Below are 17,222 nucleotides of genomic sequence, written 5' to 3'. Positions count from 1 at the left end.
AACTGGCGACTCTGTCCAAGAGAATCACTCTCATGGACTAAAAGAATGGAATATAGCCAACTCCTGTCCATGAGCTAATACTTAAAAAAGGAGATTGGCCGGTCATGGACAGTGGGAGCTACATTAATCCAGTAAATAGTTCAAATAGGCAAAAACTTTTAATCCTGCTCTTTCTATCTTCTATTAACAACATCTTTAATCAGAAGATTCAAAACCCAATGTTTCCAAAAAACGTATCATTTGCATTCAAAGTTAAATGATTATATATTATTGAGGCGTCAAACATTGACCGCTCAATGATCATTTGCCTAAAGGAATAGGCGAGGAGGGATGCAATTGAAATTTACACCTTCTGAGCAAGAAGAATTGTTGTTCCTTTTTAAAACACTTAGTAATCAACTAGGCCCAAAATTTGAACGCAATACGCAATTTAGCTTATCCCGAATTGAACTATTGTACCAACTCGTACAGTCTGATGAAATGTCTCAATCCACTTTGCAAAAAAGTGTGAATATCGACCATGCCGCCATTACTCGCCATTTAAAACAATTGGAAGCGGATGGGTTAGTATCGAGAAGGCGAAATCCACATGACAACCGAGAGACAATTGTTCAAATAACAGAGGAAGGCTATCGGCAAATCATGAACTGCCAAAAAGATAAGTTAAGTTTTGCAAATCGAATGTTCCATGAAATTAATGATGTTGAATTACGAAGTTTAATGGATATGCTAAAGCGTATCCAGGAAAATATAAAAGACTTTTAAAGCAAGGAGTTAGGATAGATGAGTGATTATTTAGTTAGAGCAGTTGGTTTTAATGGACAAGTTCGTGCCTTCGCTGCACGTACAACTGAAACAGTGGCAGAAGCGCAAAAACGCCATTATACATGGCCGGTTGTATCCGCGGCACTTGGCCGTTCAATGACGGCTGCTGTCATGATGGGTGCAATGCTAAAAGGCGAAGACAAAATCACGGTTAAAGTAGAAGGAAATGGTCCAATCGGCGCCATGTTAATTGATGCAGACGCAAAAGGAAACGTACGCGGTTTTGTTACAAACGGACAAGTTCATTTTGATTTAAATGAACATGGAAAACTGGACGTTCGAGCTGGTGTTGGAACGGAAGGATTTTTATCGGTCGTAAAAGATCTGGGTATGAAAGAAATGTTCTCAAGCCAAGTGCCAATCGTGTCCGGTGAAATCGCAGAAGACTTTACTTATTATTTTGCTACCAGCGAGCAAGTGCCATCATCAGTCGGATTGGGCGTACTCGTCAACCCGGACAACACAATCCTGGCTGCAGGGGGCTTTATCATACAATTGATGCCGGGCTGCGAAGAAGAAACAATCACGGCATTGGAAAAGCATTTAGCTACCATCGAACCTGTTTCAAAAATGATTGAAAAAGGGTTAACGCCGGAAGAAATTTTGGAAGCGGTCCTGGGACAAGAAGGGGACGTTCAGATTTTAAGCAAGATGCCTGTCCAATTCCATTGTTCATGTTCCAAAGAACGCTATAGCCGCGCATTGATGGGACTAGGTGTTCAAGAGTTGGAAGAAATGATTGAAGAGGAAGGGCACATCGAGACGCAATGTCATTTCTGCTTGAAAACCTATGACTTTTCGAAGGAAGAATTACAAGGTTTAGTCAACGAAATAAAACAATAGCTCAATTAATGAAAAGGCCTATTTTAGACAAGTTGCTAAAATAGGCCTTTATCTTGCTAAATTGATATTTATGGTTCGGTTTTTAAATTAGCTAGACTTTTGTTACTTTCAATTGCTTACAAAATCTCAATTCTTGGAATTCGGTTTTATTGGCAAGTTTCTCGATTAAAGTACTTAACATTGTCGTATTGTTTTAGTGGTTTTCCCTCTAAAAAGTCCAAAATCATATCATTGAATATTTCAGGTTGCATTGTACTTAAAGGGTCAAAAGCATTTTTGAACAATGCAAGTGCAGCATTTGGGATGTGTTCATAAATAGTTTTGGATGCCTTTCTTTCATCTACACCCATAACCTTCATATCTCCCCCCATCACCAAGGTAGGGCAGGTAATATGATGCAATTCCGCTGTATGTGCAGGGAATACGCTCTTCTTCATTTTCATTAGCATTTCTTTATCAATGGAAAACGAAATCCTTAATATTTTCTTTGTAAATTCATCATCCCTATAAACCTTTAGCATTAAATTGATTATCATGTTATAAGGAATTAATCCAAATAGCGTATTGCTAATATTTAATACCCATTTTGACATTTTCGTAGGAATTTCACTATAACCATTTGATAAGACCAGTCTGTTGATATATGCACAATTCTCGATCGCAAAAAGTTGGGCAACCACAGAACCTTGAGATAATCCTACTATATGAGTTTTTTCTATACCCAATGCATCCAGAAATATTTTTAAATCATTTGAAATGACTTTCATTGAATACTCACCGTTCGGAAAATTTCTTGATGATTCACCGTGACCCCTCATATCGATCATAATCATTCTGTACTTTTCAGAAAACATTTCAATCTGAGGTTTCCACATTCTCCACGAGGCACCACTTCCATGGATAAAGATTATTGGTTCACCTTTTCCTCTTACTTCATAATTCATTTCCATATCGTTTAATTTTACTTTTGGCATATATTCTCCCTTTACAGATTCGATTTATCAAATACGCAAGAGTTTGTAGCTGCGTTGGTATTCCTCTATATATAACAGCTTGTTTACCCTAATGCCTCAAAAAAAGAAGGGTGTCCTTTGACAGGATTCAGCCCTCCAATTTTTTCCTTATCTACAATTATAAAACTTCGCTGCTATCAATTAAATAAGAATTCAATCTAAATTCAAAAATTTCCCTATTTTATCTGTATGAGTTTTAAGCGGATAACTTTTATACAAATCGCTCGCGACTCGAATCGGATCTCCGAAAAAATACCGTTCATATTGCGTTTGCCTTGTGCCAAAAGCACTCATTGATAAATCCCATGCCAAACGGAAAACCTTCACCCTATCTATGGCGGTTTTCGTAGCTCCTTGAAGGTATAAATCCAGTTTTTCGCGTATATCCGAGTGGAAGGCTTTTTCTGTAGGAAGAGTAATCATGCCGCTTGCTCCAATTAACTGGATAATCTCCATAAACCGAGGATAGAGCTTGGGAAAGAGAGTCCCCGCCACCTTCAAGGGAGTCACGTCAGGCCTCATATATCCCCATTGATCCAATGCTGCATTATTTTCTGATCTCTCAAGCAGTGCTTTTAATGTTTCAAGCCCAATAATGATTTCGGACATTTTCTCCTGAATATGTTGAAATTCCCTAACGTTGATTGTCTCAATCAGCACTTGCGAGAGTCCCAGTATAAATTCGGTTTTGACAATTTGACGGATGAGCACTTGGTGTTTGGCAAATGCATGAAAAGAACATTCTTCGAAAAACTCTTCCGCTGCATCGCCGTTGTTATAATAAAACACTCGTTCCCATGGGACCAAAACATCATCAAACACAACAATGGAATCCATTTCCTCGTATTGTGAACTTAGAGGATGGTCAATCCTGGAGTCTCCACCCAAAAAACTATCTCTGCAAATAAAAGATAATCCCTTGGTATTGGAAGGGATGGAAAATGCAAACGCTTCATCTTCATTGAAAAGGAATCTTCCTACACTAAAGACTAACACTTCATCTGTTAATCCGCCTTGAGTCGCGAGCAGTCGGGCGCCCTTAATGATTATGCCTTGGTCGGTCTCGCCAACGACTTTTGCGGCGATGGGCAGCTTGCTGTTTTCGATATAGACTTGCGACCGATTGACCTGGGGAGTAATGAAAGTATGGGTAAACGATAAATCCCGGTCTCTTGCATTTTCAAAAACCTTGATTAAATGTTCGGGAAAACAATTCTTTTGATTTCTTAATAATTCTGCGGAAGAAGCAAAGCTCATTAATACGGTATTCAAATAATCTGGGCTGCGCCCCATAATTCCATTGGTATGCGCTGCCCAATGCTGGATCATTTTTCTCCTTTTGTACAGATCCTCTTTCGATTTTGGTTGTAAAAAAGAAAGCCCAACTGCTTCTCCCGTTTTAGGAGAAGCAAAGGTCATTTCCTCTTTAATATTAGGATCATGCTGTAAATCGTATAATGACGCTTTAGACTGCAAGATTCCCTTAAAATGAGGATGTTCAGAAAGCAAACCATTAATTTTTGCACCATCAAACCAAATCTCGGTTCCTAATTTGTCGATACGCTGAATAAACGCTTCTCCATTAATAGCACCCATTTGCATACACCTCATCCATCATCTGTATTCGTTAAAACAATAGCTTTCGATCCGGCTTTTATAATTTATAGTATTATCTCCACCGAGATTTCGTGTCACTTTTAAAAGGGATTTAACCCCTATGTTATTCCAGTGATGATGATGGATAGACAAGCATATATTGGCGGAGATAAATGAATTTAGACCTTAGATTACTTAGGTAGGTGGCGGCATGAAAAAGCTAGTGATTGATGAGGGATTATTATTAACGGATATGGAAATTTGCTATAAAGGGAACAACCTTCATTTAAATAGGGTGTTAATTGACACAGGATCAATGTCCACAGTCGTTGCGGCTGTCAAGGCAGAAAAAATCGGGATAATGCCAGAAGATAAGGACATTATTTACAGAATTAGCGGGGTAGGCGGAACCGAGCTGGTTTATTCCAAACTGATTGACTATATTAAAATGGAATCGATTAAAGTAGAGAACTTTTCCATTGAAATTAGTGCAATGGATTATGGTTTTGAATTGGATGCAATTATTGGACTGAATTTGCTGCAATGCATGAAAGCGAAGATTAACATTGATAAACTGTTGCTGCAATGGCATCAATGAGGGGCTTTCAAATGCAATTTTTTGTTTCCTGGGACATTAAAACAATGAATTGTAAATTAATCAGAATAAATTTAACATTTGTACTACAATGTCGGTTGAAAAGGTGTAAAATTAAGCTATGGGAAATTTATCGTTACATAAAATTTCTGAATATTCAACAATATTGGAGGCTATAACACATGCATAACATCAAAATTGAACAGACATCTCAGCCAAAAGAAAAGCCGGCTCCCGACCAATTGGGTTTTGGCCATTATTTTTCGGACCATATGTTTGTTTTGGATTATACGGAAGGCATCGGATGGCATGATCCGCGCATCATTCCTTACCAGCCCATTTCCCTTGATCCATCTGCAATGATTTTCCATTATGGGCAATCCGTATTTGAAGGATTGAAAGCATACATCACCGTTGATGGAGAGGCATTGTTATTCCGGCCGGATGCCAACTTCAAGCGTTTAAACCGATCAAATGAACGTCTTTGTATTCCTGCGATTGATGAGCAATTGGCATTGGAAGCATTAAAGCAATTAGTTGCCGTGGACCGTGAATGGATTCCAACAGCACCGGGAACTTCTTTATATATTAGACCGTTCATTATTGCAACGGAGGAAAACCTGGGTGTTCATCCTTCGAAAAAATATCAATTTATAATTATTATGTCTCCTTCGGGTTCTTACTACAAAGAAGGAATTAACCCTGTGAAAATTATGGTCGAACAACAATTTGTCCGAGCGGTAAAAGGTGGAACAGGGGAAGCAAAAACGGGCGGCAACTATGCAAGTGCGCTTAAAGGCCAAGAGATTGCCGATCGTGAAGGATACTCCCAAACGTTATGGCTGGATGGCAAGGAAAATAGATATGTAGAAGAAGTCGGCAGCATGAACATCTTCTTTAAAATAGCTGGAACGGTTGTGACACCTGAGCTGAATGGAAGCATTTTACCGGGTATTACGCGCGATAGCATGATACAGGTATTAAAGTCAAAAGGAATCCCAGTTGAAGAGCGACGCATCTCGATTGATGAAGTAGTCGAGGCTTACCATAACGGTACATTGGAAGAAGTATTCGGCACAGGTACTGCCGCTGTAATCTCGCCGGTTGGGGAATTGAAATATCTGGATGAAAAAATGAGCATCAATAAAGGTGAAATCGGTGAAGTTTCACAAATGCTTTATGATACATTAACAGGTATTCAATATGGCAAAATTGAAGACTCATTCGATTGGACAATTCGATTATAATCCATAAACTTTTACAACATCCTAACACAAAATAGTTAGGATGTTTTTTTCTTTATTCCGAATAACCCTCCTGCAATTCGAAAAAACTAATGATGATTATAGAGTGGAAGGAGTGGCAATCTTTGAAAGAACATAAGCAACCGCATGAGCAACTAACGGTGCAGGACAATCAATTAACCGCTACGCAGGAAGTATTGTACCAAGAAGAATTTAAACGGGCAGATCATGCAACGAAGAAAGAAAATCAAAAGCAAGAAAAGAAAAATCTCCATTAATTATTTGTGTCATCTTCTGAAAACTCGGTTCTTCCAGGAACTGAGTTTTTATTTGCCGAAAATTGCAAAGAATAGGGTAGAGTAGTTATAAAAACGTTAGAGGGAGCGAATGAACATGCGCATCGAGCTGGAATATGGCATTGATATTATTGGAGATATTCATGCTTGTTTTGATGAATTTATCACACTCTTGAAGCAATTGGGGTATTCCCAAAACAATCAAGGGCTCTATGTGCACCCAGAAGGAAGGAAAATTTTGTCTCTTGGTGATATTTCGAGCAGAGGGCCGTACTCGCTAAAAACAATGGAATTTTTCCTGCGCCATATTGACGCCAAATTAGCTTATATGATTGATAGCAATCATGGCTGGAAAATTGCACGTTGGCTGGACGGGTGCAACGTTAAATTAACCCACGGAGATGAAAAGGTGGAAGAAGAACTCGTGCAATATGAAAAGAAACATGGTGAACAACAGACGAGGGATTTAAAAGGAAGGCTCAAAAAGATGTTAATGGCTGCTCCATCCCATTATATCATTTCCGACGAAGGGCAAGATTGCGTTGTTTGTGCACATGCAGGCATTAAAGACGAGTATATTGGAAAGGAAAATTCCAGAATAAAAGATTTTTGCCGTTATGGCGACGTGGCAGGTTTTGACGAAAGAGGAAAACCCATTCGGAAAGATTGGTTCAATCATCACAAAGGGGAGCTAATTATTGTTTGGGGCCATGATCCAAAACGGGAACCGCTGATTGTCAACAATACCATCAATATTGACCAAGGAGTCGTATTCGGCGGAAAGCTTACATGCTATCGCTATCCTGAAAAGGAATTTGTATATGTCAGGGCATCAAAGAACTATTCAGGAAGGGTAGGGCAAGACAATCCAATTGAGAAGGAATAGGCAAAATAGGAATAGCGCGAACAACCCCAGCTAGACAGAAAAGCTCTTGTCTAACTGGGGTTGATATTGGGTGTATATGAGTAAGTTTTAATAATAACGCCTCCTTAAGCTGCTTCCTTATGTGAGTATATATTCAAAAGTGCGTCAAGTTCCTGGCTGCATGTTACTGTTTCTGGATGTGTAAAACCTAGATTGTTTGCTTTTTTATACATATCTTTTCTCTTCATTTCAATTAGTAGTTTTAAAATGTGTCTAAAAAATCTACGTCTCATGCTATTAATCCTCCAAGATTAAATGTTATATTAGTTGTTTAATATAATTTGGTTTTACTGTATACATTGTATATTACTCCCCTTAAAAATAATGTCGGTTTGTGGTTAAATATTGGAAATTCACATTTTTGTCACAAATACGAAGAATTTTTTAAAAAAGGGAAAATCTATACCTTATCGGGTAATGTTTTTTTACTTTAAGCTTACGGAACTCTCATTTTTACAGGTTTCAAAATATTCAAGACTTGTTTTCAATGTAATCTGGTTCAATGGGGATTACTGTTAAAAAACCGGTTTAGTATGTCGATGGATAATCGAAAAATGACGTTTTTTTACGAAAAGAACCAGTTGCAATTTAAAAAGAGCAAACGCCATTAATTTTTAGAAAAATTAAAATATTAAATCTCCTATGGTATACTGAAATAATTTTTTGCTCCTTTTTTTATTAATAAATTGCTCCATGTTATGAAAGCTTATAAATTGTTGATTGTCCGTATAGGGCTATGAGTAAATTTCTGTAAAATGTATAAAATAGTATACATCTTCTGCACAAGAGTATTTTAATAGAAAAGAAGAGTTTTTACAATATTTTTCTTTTTTTTCTATAAATAAGGGAAGATACTGATTGAAAGATGATAGAAGGGATTGGCTAGCAAGACGAATAACGACTAAAGAAGCTAGAAAAATAATTGCAAGCGCAAAAAAAGAGGTGGCCCATGGTTTGAGGCACCCCTTTAATTCAACTATTAACAAGTTCCCAAAATTGATTGGCAGCTTTTGAAATATGGCGATCCTTAAGCTTTAAGATTACAGGCTCAACACTAAGATTCAATTCATTTAATTTGAAGATTGCAACGTTTTCCATGGCCGGTGACCGATAGTCCATTTGCGGTATGATGGAAATGCCAAGCCCTTTATTAACAAGCGCTACAACCATCGCTATATTTTTGCTTTCTATAACAATATTGGGTTTTAGGCCATTGCTCTCAAAATAACTGAGGAGACTTTCATGAAATGAATGTCCTTCCATTGCTCCGAGCAAAATAAAGGGATAAGATGCCAGCGTTTCCAATGAGAAAGCGTTGGAAAAGACATTTCCCCATAACTTTGGAACAATTAAGGTTGCATGTTGCTCTTTTAAAATTTTAGATTCGAATTGTTCAAAATGATTCGGCCTTAATACCACCGCCAAATCAATCTCATCTTTCTTCAATTTATCTAATATATCTTCCGAAGTTCCAGTAATGATAAAAATTTTAACATTTGGATAATTTGCATGATACTTGCTTACAAAATCGACCAGAATATTTGAACAAGAAGTTGAGACCCCAATGCGAACTTTTCCCGAGGATCCTTCTTCTATTTCGAGTATTTGTTGTTTTAACGCATCCATTTGGCTAAGTGTTTGATTGGCATAGTCGAATAAAATTTCCCCAGTTTCGGTTAACTCCCATTTCTTTCGATAACGGTGAATCAAGGTTGTCCCCAATTCATTTTCCATTTTTTTTAATAATTGACTCAATGGAGGCTGAGCAATATTTAAACTTTCTGCTGCTTTCGAAATACTCCCTTGATTGACGATTTCTCTAAAGTATTGCAATTGCCGAATATCCATTTTCCAACCTCGCGTTATATGTTTTTTCATATGATTTGTTAAGGAAATATATATTATTAATATCTCAAAATCCATGTTACGATATAGGAATGAAAGAGTCAATATGGACTGGATTCAGAAAAATGACGAAGAGAGAAGGATTATATGAAACATATGGACACCACAATAAAGCGAATTGTGATATATGTATTCGGTTTATTTTTTTTGGCGCTTGGAATCGCCTTTTCAATACAAGCAATGCTAGGGGTTTCGCCTGTATCCTCATTGGCCTATGCATTGTCGCTTATTACCGGTTTTTCAGTTGGTATGATGACATTCCTGGCAAATATCCTATATATTATTGTGCAAGTCATTCTTAATAAAAGTGTTGAAGTGAAAGAATATATCGTACAGTTAATCGTTACAGTTATGTTTAGTTTCTTTATAGATGGCGCGTTAATCATTGTCGGGTTATTGCCTGCGCCTGAGGGGCTAGTCATGCAATTGGTTTTCTTGCTCATCAGTTTATTTATTGTATCTATAGGTTTGTTGGGTTATTTTTCATCCAAGTTCCCATTGATGCCATATGATGCCTTAACCTATTCCATTAGCAAGCGATTTAAACTGCAATTTGCCAAAGCAAAAATCACAAGTGATTTAACCAATGTTACTGTTGCTGCTTTGATATGCCTGATTTTCATTCATTCCTTTGGATCCATTGGCATCGGAACGTTTGTAGCGGCTTATTTCATTGGTAAAATTACAGGAATGCTGATAAAAAGATTTCAACAGCCACTTCTTAGCTGGGTATATAAAACAAAGAACGAAGAGGTTGAACAAAAATACGCTCTTAAAGAAACAACAACAAATTAAACGGAGAAAAGGGGCTGCTAGCTCCTTTTTTATTTGTATACAGAGCAAAGATGAACGAATTTCTTTAATGGTAAATGACTGTTATAATGATTGAAATAATGTGATTTTTAGGTGGAGGAATCAGATGAAGTCCTGGTCTAAAGAGATTAAAATACAAGCCCCAATTGAACAAGTATGGAATCTGTTAAATGGAGATTTAGAAAATATGCAAAAGATAATGCCTCAAGTTGTTTCTCATGAACCGATAAAGCTAACCGCTGAAAGGGTAGGAAGTGTCCATCTTCAAAAATACCGAGAGGGAAACCGAGTACAAGAATATGAAGTAAATACAGTGGAATATAAAGACGATCCTAATTTTAAAAAGCTTAAAGTAGCTTTTAATTTGGCAAATATGTTCGATATTAGTGCAAGTTACGAATTAAAAGCACTGGATGGTAATACAACTTTTTTAAAATACGAAACAACCAATAAACCTTTAAAATGGTTTTTAAAGCCGCTTGTTATGCTTAGTTCTGATAAAGTAGTCGTTCAATTTGTCGAAAGAGTAAAGAAAGTAGCTGAATTAGAAAATAATAAGCCGACTGGACAGAAGTAAATCTATCCAGTTGGCTTTTTTTCTTGCAAAATTTTTTATTTGAGCCATAAAACCTTTAATAATAATACATTTTTCTTGTTAAAAATAATTAATATTCATATGTTTTTAACATTTGGATAAGCTAAAAGGTACAACGAGCGAGGTGTTGTTATGATTATAGAACGATTTTCGAACTGGCGGGAAGGCTTTACGGAGCGCCTGGAACATGATGGCCCTTGGGATAGCTGGACACTTTATAAAATGAGCTACGAAACGGAAAAGATGAATTTGATTCCTGACTTTTCGGGGTTGCAGGCTCCTAAATTATTAACCAATATCCAGTTGCTGCCCCATCAAGTAGAAGCTGCCCAAACGGTGATCGAAAAAATGAATGGAAAAGCAATTTTGGCTGATGAAGTGGGATTGGGGAAAACCATTGAAGCCGGTCTGATCATGAAAGAATACATGATACGCGGAATCGTGAAAAAGGTGTTGATTTTGGTTCCGGCATCGCTTCAAAACCAGTGGGTAACCGAATTAAATGTACGATTTTTCATCCCGGCGATTGCTTATCGAAAAAATACGCCCATTGAGCATTATGATGTTATGGTCATGAGTATGGACACGGCGAAAAAAAGCCCCCATCGCGAGAAAATATACGAACAAAACTATGACATGATTATTATTGACGAAGCACATAAGTTAAAAAACCATAAAACGCAAATTTATGAATTTGTCCAAAGTTTGAAGAAAAAGTTTTGTTTATTATTAACTGCTACCCCCATCCAAAATGACGTTTTTGAAATTTTTTATCTCGTTTCCTTATTAAAACCTGGTCACCTAGGAAATTATGAAACCTTTCAAGCCTCTTTTTCGGCTACCAAAAATTCAATTGATGGAGAGAAATATTTAAAAGAACTCGTCAATCAGGTGATGGTCAGAAATCGCAGACAAGATACCGGAATTGAATGGAAGACGCGTAAAGTTCACACGATTCCGGTTCGGTTTACGGAAGAAGAAAGAAGAGTGTATGACATGATCGGGGAATTAAAAACCGTATCATCCATCTTTTCCAGTTCATTTACAATGGTGACGCTGCTTAAGGAAATGTGCAGCAGTAAAGAAGCCACCTATCTAACTTTAAATAAAATGATGCAAAAAGGCATATCAAACGAAGAAAAAGAGTATATCGATATGATTATGGACAAATTGGCTAACCTCGAAGTGAACTCCAAAGCGGAGAAGGTCTTGGAAATCGTCAAAAATGCTGACGATAAAGTCATTATTTTCACGGAATATCGGGCAACACAAGCGTTTCTTCAATGGTATTTGCATTCACAAGGGATTTCAAGCGTTCTTTTTAATGGGAAATTCAGCAAAAGCAAGCGGGATTGGGTCAGACAATTATTCCGCGAACGGGATCAGGTGCTAATTGCAACAGAGTCCGGCGGTGAGGGGATTAACCTTCAATTTTGCCATCATGTGATCAACTACGACTTGCCCTGGAATCCCATGAAGCTGGAGCAGCGCATCGGACGTGTTCATCGTCTGGGACAGGAAGAAGATGTGCACATCTACAATTTAGCGATTGAAAATACGATAGAACAAAAAATATTGGACTTGCTGGAAAGCAAAATTGATGTATTTGAAAAAGTGGTAGGGGATTTGGATGACATCTTGGCACGGAAAGCGTAACCAAAATTGCTTGAAGTTTACTTGAGCTATTCTACAGTGGACAAGACTTCAAACTTATAAGTTAAATCTTATAAGCGAAAAACCCGCTCTTCTTTAGAAAGGAGGATCCCGAACGTGTATGCTGAGCAAATTCATGAGTATTTAAACAATTTTTTCAAAGAAACTAATTGTGATATTTTGGAAGATGAGGGTTTCTTGCTTTCTGTCCAACTAACCGTAGATATGGACAAGCGAATTATGAATCGTCCATTTTATTGGCAATATATTGAAGCAACGAATAGTGAACCAAACCCAGCAAGGCTGAACTTGATTACAGATCGGTCCAAGATGCAAACCCCCTTTATGGGAGAGATGATTCACTTTGGTTCAGGAAGGCTTCATCAAATTTTTAAAACTACGAAGGAATTGGGTTCATTTGTGAAAATGTACCATAGTATCGATCAAAATCTTGAAAACCCAATGTTAATTCCTTTTTTATGTGTGAACTACAAAGTATCTTACCTTAGCGACCAAACGAAGGAAGTACTATACTCATTGGGCATTAATTTAATAAATGGGCAAATTGAAGATCATTTTCATGAATTTGTCAGCCAACAAAACCTGCAATCAACAATGCCGAAAAATGTGTATTGTTTGGATTTTATCATTAAACCTGCTCGCGGAATTGAACGCTTGGATTCAATGATTCAACAAATCATCCAAAATGACGATCACTCATGGGCAGAAGAAGCCAAAGCACGCTGGGAAAAAGAATTGGAAGTATTAAATTACTTCTATGATGGGGTAGAAGAAAAACCGGAAAGTTATGAGGTAGAAAAAAAAGCTTTGGAAGAGCGATTTAATCCGAGAATTAAAGTAGAAATCATCAATGGCGGATTATTTTATCTAAAATAATCCCACCGATGAAGTTTCATTGCCAAATTGTATAGAAAGATACGAGAAATGGCTAACTTGATAATAATGAACTTCTAAAGGAGATTCAAAATGCGCAAAATTTACCTCTATGCTTTTTTTTCTTTCTTGATTGTCGTATTGGCAATCGGTTATTTTCTTGTTGATTCTTCCCAGCAAGCTCCTGCTGAAAATGATCAGTCGGGTAAAAATATTGTGTATCGGTCCTATGATGGGGGAGTTGGAAAGGCACAATGGTTGAAGGTTATTTCGAGCTATGAGGCGTGTGGAAGAGGGGAACTTCAATCACCAATAAATATTGAAGTGAAGGAAACAATAGATCAGGCTGAAGCCGCGAAACTAGCCGATCAAATTTCTCTTAACTATGATCAAGCCATTTTTGCCGTGGAAAACGATGGCCATACGATTGAAGCTAATGCTACAACTGCCCATAACTCTATAGTTATTGACAATAAAGAGTACAAGTTTACCGGCATGCATTTTTATTCGCCAAGCGAACATCAGCTGAATGGCCAGTATTTCGATATGGAGGCACATCTGTATCACGAATCGGAAGAGGGCGATTTAGTGACAATCGGCTTGTTTATCGAAAGAGGAGAAGAAAATGAAGTCTTGGCTGAATTGTGGGATGAAATGCCAAGTTCCGGAAGTGAAGCAGTGAGGCTTTTAAAAAACCCCATTAATTTGCAATTTTTATTGCCCGAACAAAAAAGCGTTTATCAATATATGGGTTCTTTAACAGCACCGCCATGTACAGAAGGCGTGAACTGGTTTATCATGGAACACCCCATTGAAATGTCGGATGAACAAATCAAGCGCTTCAACTCCATTTTCGTGCAAAATAACCGTTCAATACAGCAGTTAAATGGTCGTGATGTTTATAAGTTCGAATTGAACTAACCATGGAAAAGCGATTGGGGTGCTCCAATCGCTTTAGTTTTTTAATTGAAGTTTTCCTTGTTGAATACCTCTATGTCAATCAACCGTGCCCCAACTTTATGAAGAATAGCCTCCAATTCTTTTACGGTCTTTTGGTTGGACTCTTTCCCCAAAGTCAAGATGACCCTTCTTAAATACCAATTATTATCATCGATCGCAAATACGCCGTGAATCGACGTTTTTCGTTTTATCAATGTTAAGATTTTTGCTAAAATACCTTCCGTGTCAGGCAATGCAATCGTTAAGGCACAACTTCCTGTTTTATATCCCCATGCTTCTTCCAGCAATTCGAATACTTTTGAATGAGTTAAAATGCCGACAAAATGCTGCTGCTCATCCACCACAGCCAAATAGGGAAGTCTTTTGATGGAGAAAAAGCTTTCAAAAAAAGAGCTATCCTCCAAAATAATGCCATCCACATCCTTTGCCAACTCTTTTATTGGTATATCTGCATGCTCGCCATCTAACATATGTTCCAAAATTGCTACTTTATAGGCATTTCCAATAAATTTTTGACCGCTTTCATCCAAGATGGGAATGCAACGATATCCTGAAAGTTTTAGCTTAGCCAATACTTCCGAAATGTTTTCTGTTTCTTTGCACCAGACAACGTCGGTTTTTTTCACAATCCTTTGTTTGACAATCATGGTTTTTCTTCCTCTCTGTTTACGCGGCTAATGGTTTTTAACCCATTGATACTTTTATGATTGTGAAAAAGAGAATATTCAAAAGAAAGTGTATAAAAAATTGCAAATTGCAAAAAATAAGGTCAACACAATACGGAATATTGTGGAGTCATAAATACATTTACAGGAGGGTCATATGGGAGTCTTATATCGCATTGCTTTAGTGTTAGTCATCATCGGTGCCATTAACTGGGGGTTAATTGGGTTATTCCGTTTTGACCTTGTTGCTGCGCTTTTTGGAGGGCAAACTTCCGGATTATCCAGAATTATTTATAGCTTGGTTGGTTTGGCTGGATTAATAAGTATTCCGTTATTATTTAGAACATATGAAGAAGATGAAGAAGCTGCAAATCGTAGCTATGGCAACGCCTATACAAATACGAATTACCAAACTGAGTTCGGCAAAGAAGCTGATTTCTCGGATGTCAAAAAAGATCGTACAACGAACGGAAAATCCGAAAGTCGCGCAACTGAATTATATGACAATGATCGCAAAGGCGATAAAGACAAACTTGTCTAACATTTAAATCGGAACTTATGCGGTATCATCAAAAAGATACCGCATTTTTTAATGTCATTTAAAAGAGGGGGATTATGTTGAAAAGAGCTGTTTTTTTGGATCGTGACGGTGTAATCAATGAAGTTTTGACAAAGCGTGTGAAATTTGTAAACAAACCAAGTGATTTGTATTTTCTGCCCGGAGTTCCTGAAGCAATTAAAAAATTAAATGACCATTTTGAGTATGTTTTTGTTGTCACAAACCAAGGCGGGGTAGGGCTGGGGTATATGAAAGAAAGGCAGCTGGTGAAAATACATGACTATATGATAAGTCAATTGGAAAAGTTTGGAGCTATTGTACATGATGTGGCTTACTGTGCACATAAACCGAAAGCAGGTTGTGAATGCAGAAAACCAGGGAGTAAAATGATTTTGGATTTAGCGAAAAAATATAATATTGAACTTCAGCAATCTTACATGGTGGGAGATACAGACACGGACATTATGGCAGGCAAGAAAGCGGGAACAAAAACCGTTTTTTTGGGGCACAGCGACCCGCTGGCCGATCGAGTTTTCCCCGATTTGAGATCAGCTAGTGATTGGATAATCGAAGACAGTACCGAACAAGAAAAAAACCACCTTTGATCATCAAAAGTGGCCAAGAGCGCTTTATTTTCTTTTTCTTTTATTTGCTGCAGCCAATGGAACGACCTTTTTAACAGCTTCCAATTCGATTTGGACGTGATATTTATTTTCGTGAACTTGATGTACTTCGATGACTTTTCCTTTTCGTCCTTTAATTCGAATTTCAGAGTCAACAGATGGGACTTCGTTCAAAAGTTTGCTAATCAATAAATTTCGTTTTTCATAAAAGTGTACGGCAAACATCGCTTTTTCTCCCTTCAAACATTTACTTACAGTGTATGAAGGGAAAAAGGAAAAGGAGTTTATTATTGCTTATAATATTTATTTAAAGTCATAAGTGCGCTGCCAATGCGTTCATCTTGCGGAATCACCATCCGGTTCACCCCTCTATCATGCAACGCTTTTCCTGTAACCTTGCCAACAGGAAGAGCAACAACATGATTTTCGAATGCTTCGATCAATGCAGGCTTCACGTCAATTTTTTCTGCATATTCGAAGACATAGCGAACTTGCTGAACACTTGTAAAGCCCACTGCATCTACTTCAGATGAAAGAATTTCATTCATTAATTGTGCGAGCGTTTCTTCTTTCGGCGGTATATGTTCATATGGGATAATCTTTCGGTAATTTGCTCCTTGATCGTTTAACCAATCAATCAGTTCAACTGCCGGCTCACCATAGAGTTGTACTGCAACAGTTTTATCTTTTAAATCAAAAGCATCAAACGAACGAATTAACCCGGCAATACTTCCGTCATCATCCCGCACGATTGGCACCAGCCCTCTTTTTTTCAATGAGTTTGCCGATTTATAGCCACGGATTGCAATGTTCATGTTTCGTAAGGCTTCGAGGAGCTCGGCTTCACGATCCATTTCGATTGCTGCTTCAAACAACTTTTCAATCCCTATTCCCGTGGTGAAAATAATCCATTGAAAATTTCCTTCTATTATATACTGCACATCTTCACCAATAACACTGGAATCAAAAAAGACAGTTCCTTGGGACGGTCGGTGCAGGGCAGAACCGCCAAGCTGTTTAATGATATTCGTTTGTTCATCTATTTTCCGGGTCCCAAGTAAAGCGATGCACTTGTTTTGTAATCCGCTCATATACACTCTCCTAAGTCTATTAATAGTTTTATAGTAACAGAATTAACTGAAAAAACATTAATGATTATAAAACTCATGGAAATTATTGCGGAACTGGTAGATTCCAACGAATTTTCCATTCAACCAT

20 protein-coding genes are annotated in these 17,222 nt (G+C 37.6%); 13 read left to right on the top strand and 7 right to left on the bottom strand.

The genetic code is table 11. The features are described from left to right. The first annotated feature begins 336 nt into the window (after positions 1-336). Together D1B33_RS05705 and hslO are read left to right on the top strand one after the other, a co-directional pair. Positions 337-765 (top strand): MarR family winged helix-turn-helix transcriptional regulator, encoded by a 429-nt coding sequence (locus tag D1B33_RS05705; protein WP_233549399.1) that lies wholly within the window; start codon positions 337-339, stop codon positions 763-765. An 18-nt stretch (positions 766-783) separates the two neighbouring features. Next, a complete protein-coding gene (gene hslO, locus D1B33_RS05700; RefSeq protein ID WP_118875410.1) occupies positions 784-1,668 on the top strand; it encodes an Hsp33 family molecular chaperone HslO in 885 nt (294 codons plus the stop codon). Positions 1,669-1,814: 146 nt separating this feature from the next. Here the strand turns inward: hslO and D1B33_RS05695 are convergent, their stop codons facing one another. Both D1B33_RS05695 and hpaB read right to left on the bottom strand, forming a co-directional pair. After that, positions 1,815-2,642, bottom strand: a complete 828-nt coding sequence (locus D1B33_RS05695) for an alpha/beta fold hydrolase (protein ID WP_118875409.1) — start codon at positions 2,640-2,642, stop codon at positions 1,815-1,817. 192 nt (positions 2,643-2,834) lie between these two features. Further along, a complete protein-coding gene (hpaB, locus tag D1B33_RS05690; protein WP_118875408.1) occupies positions 2,835-4,277 on the bottom strand; it encodes a 4-hydroxyphenylacetate 3-monooxygenase, oxygenase component in 1,443 nt (480 codons plus the stop codon). A 211-nt stretch (positions 4,278-4,488) separates the two neighbouring features. Here hpaB and D1B33_RS05685 point away from each other — a divergent pair, with 211 nt between their 5' ends. From D1B33_RS05685 to prpE, 4 genes are all read left to right on the top strand, one after another. Then, complete coding sequence (locus tag D1B33_RS05685; RefSeq protein ID WP_118875407.1) at positions 4,489-4,875, top strand: retropepsin-like aspartic protease; 387 nt, start codon at positions 4,489-4,491, stop codon at positions 4,873-4,875. A gap of 179 nt (positions 4,876-5,054) precedes the next feature. After that, entirely contained in the window at positions 5,055-6,119 is a 1,065-nt protein-coding gene (locus D1B33_RS05680) for a branched-chain amino acid aminotransferase (RefSeq protein WP_118875406.1), read from the top strand. Between the two features lie 122 nt (positions 6,120-6,241). Next, positions 6,242-6,394, top strand: coding sequence for a YfhE family protein (locus tag D1B33_RS05675; RefSeq protein WP_233549398.1), 153 nt, complete (start codon positions 6,242-6,244; stop codon positions 6,392-6,394). A gap of 109 nt (positions 6,395-6,503) precedes the next feature. Continuing rightward, positions 6,504-7,298, top strand: a complete 795-nt coding sequence (prpE, locus tag D1B33_RS05670) for a bis(5'-nucleosyl)-tetraphosphatase PrpE (RefSeq protein WP_233549397.1) — start codon at positions 6,504-6,506, stop codon at positions 7,296-7,298. A gap of 104 nt (positions 7,299-7,402) precedes the next feature. On the opposite strand, the gene D1B33_RS05665 is transcribed toward prpE, so the two are convergent. Together D1B33_RS05665 and D1B33_RS05660 are read right to left on the bottom strand one after the other, a co-directional pair. Next, entirely contained in the window at positions 7,403-7,570 is a 168-nt protein-coding gene (locus D1B33_RS05665) for an aspartyl-phosphate phosphatase Spo0E family protein (RefSeq protein ID WP_118875405.1), read from the bottom strand. Positions 7,571-8,309: 739 nt separating this feature from the next. Beyond that, the gene (locus D1B33_RS05660) at positions 8,310-9,185 is read right to left on the bottom strand and encodes a LysR family transcriptional regulator (protein WP_118875404.1); all 876 of its coding nucleotides are present in this window, start codon (positions 9,183-9,185) and stop codon (positions 8,310-8,312) included. A 144-nt stretch (positions 9,186-9,329) separates the two neighbouring features. On the opposite strand from D1B33_RS05660, the gene D1B33_RS05655 reads away from it, so the two are divergent. The 5 genes from D1B33_RS05655 to D1B33_RS05635 all read left to right on the top strand — a co-directional run bounded on the left by D1B33_RS05655 (position 9,330) and on the right by D1B33_RS05635 (position 14,118). Continuing rightward, positions 9,330-10,037, top strand: coding sequence for a YczE/YyaS/YitT family protein (locus D1B33_RS05655; protein WP_118875403.1), 708 nt, complete (start codon positions 9,330-9,332; stop codon positions 10,035-10,037). 124 nt (positions 10,038-10,161) lie between these two features. After that, positions 10,162-10,632, top strand: coding sequence for an SRPBCC family protein (locus D1B33_RS05650; protein WP_118875402.1), 471 nt, complete (start codon positions 10,162-10,164; stop codon positions 10,630-10,632). 150 nt (positions 10,633-10,782) lie between these two features. Continuing rightward, the gene (locus tag D1B33_RS05645; protein WP_118875401.1) at positions 10,783-12,306 is read left to right on the top strand and encodes a DEAD/DEAH box helicase; all 1,524 of its coding nucleotides are present in this window, start codon (positions 10,783-10,785) and stop codon (positions 12,304-12,306) included. A 114-nt stretch (positions 12,307-12,420) separates the two neighbouring features. Next, the gene (locus tag D1B33_RS05640; protein WP_118875400.1) at positions 12,421-13,200 is read left to right on the top strand and encodes a YqhG family protein; all 780 of its coding nucleotides are present in this window, start codon (positions 12,421-12,423) and stop codon (positions 13,198-13,200) included. Positions 13,201-13,290: 90 nt separating this feature from the next. Next, positions 13,291-14,118: a carbonic anhydrase gene (locus D1B33_RS05635; RefSeq protein ID WP_118875399.1), complete on the top strand. Its 828-nt coding sequence runs from the start codon at positions 13,291-13,293 to the stop codon at positions 14,116-14,118. 41 nt (positions 14,119-14,159) lie between these two features. On the opposite strand, the gene cbpA is transcribed toward D1B33_RS05635, so the two are convergent. Further along, the gene (cbpA, locus tag D1B33_RS05630; RefSeq protein ID WP_118875398.1) at positions 14,160-14,804 is read right to left on the bottom strand and encodes a cyclic di-AMP binding protein CbpA; all 645 of its coding nucleotides are present in this window, start codon (positions 14,802-14,804) and stop codon (positions 14,160-14,162) included. A gap of 175 nt (positions 14,805-14,979) precedes the next feature. On the opposite strand from cbpA, the gene D1B33_RS05625 reads away from it, so the two are divergent. After that, on the top strand, positions 14,980-15,363 hold the full coding sequence (locus D1B33_RS05625) for a DUF378 domain-containing protein (RefSeq protein WP_118875397.1): 384 nt from the start codon (positions 14,980-14,982) through the stop codon (positions 15,361-15,363). A gap of 77 nt (positions 15,364-15,440) precedes the next feature. Further along, the gene (locus tag D1B33_RS05620; protein ID WP_118875767.1) at positions 15,441-15,986 is read left to right on the top strand and encodes a D-glycero-alpha-D-manno-heptose-1,7-bisphosphate 7-phosphatase; all 546 of its coding nucleotides are present in this window, start codon (positions 15,441-15,443) and stop codon (positions 15,984-15,986) included. Positions 15,987-16,010: 24 nt separating this feature from the next. On the opposite strand, the gene D1B33_RS05615 is transcribed toward D1B33_RS05620, so the two are convergent. Next, positions 16,011-16,229 (bottom strand): hypothetical protein, encoded by a 219-nt coding sequence (locus D1B33_RS05615; RefSeq protein ID WP_118875396.1) that lies wholly within the window; start codon positions 16,227-16,229, stop codon positions 16,011-16,013. A 62-nt stretch (positions 16,230-16,291) separates the two neighbouring features. Then, the gene (locus tag D1B33_RS05610; RefSeq protein ID WP_118875395.1) at positions 16,292-17,095 is read right to left on the bottom strand and encodes a uroporphyrinogen-III synthase; all 804 of its coding nucleotides are present in this window, start codon (positions 17,093-17,095) and stop codon (positions 16,292-16,294) included. Positions 17,096-17,222 lie beyond the last annotated feature (127 nt).

Source organism: Ureibacillus yapensis, assembly GCF_003515775.1.
Lineage (GTDB): Bacteria > Bacillota > Bacilli > Bacillales_A > Planococcaceae > Ureibacillus > Ureibacillus yapensis.
The sequence above is the reverse complement of the archived record's forward strand: the minus strand, read 5'-3'. Positions and strand labels throughout refer to the sequence as shown.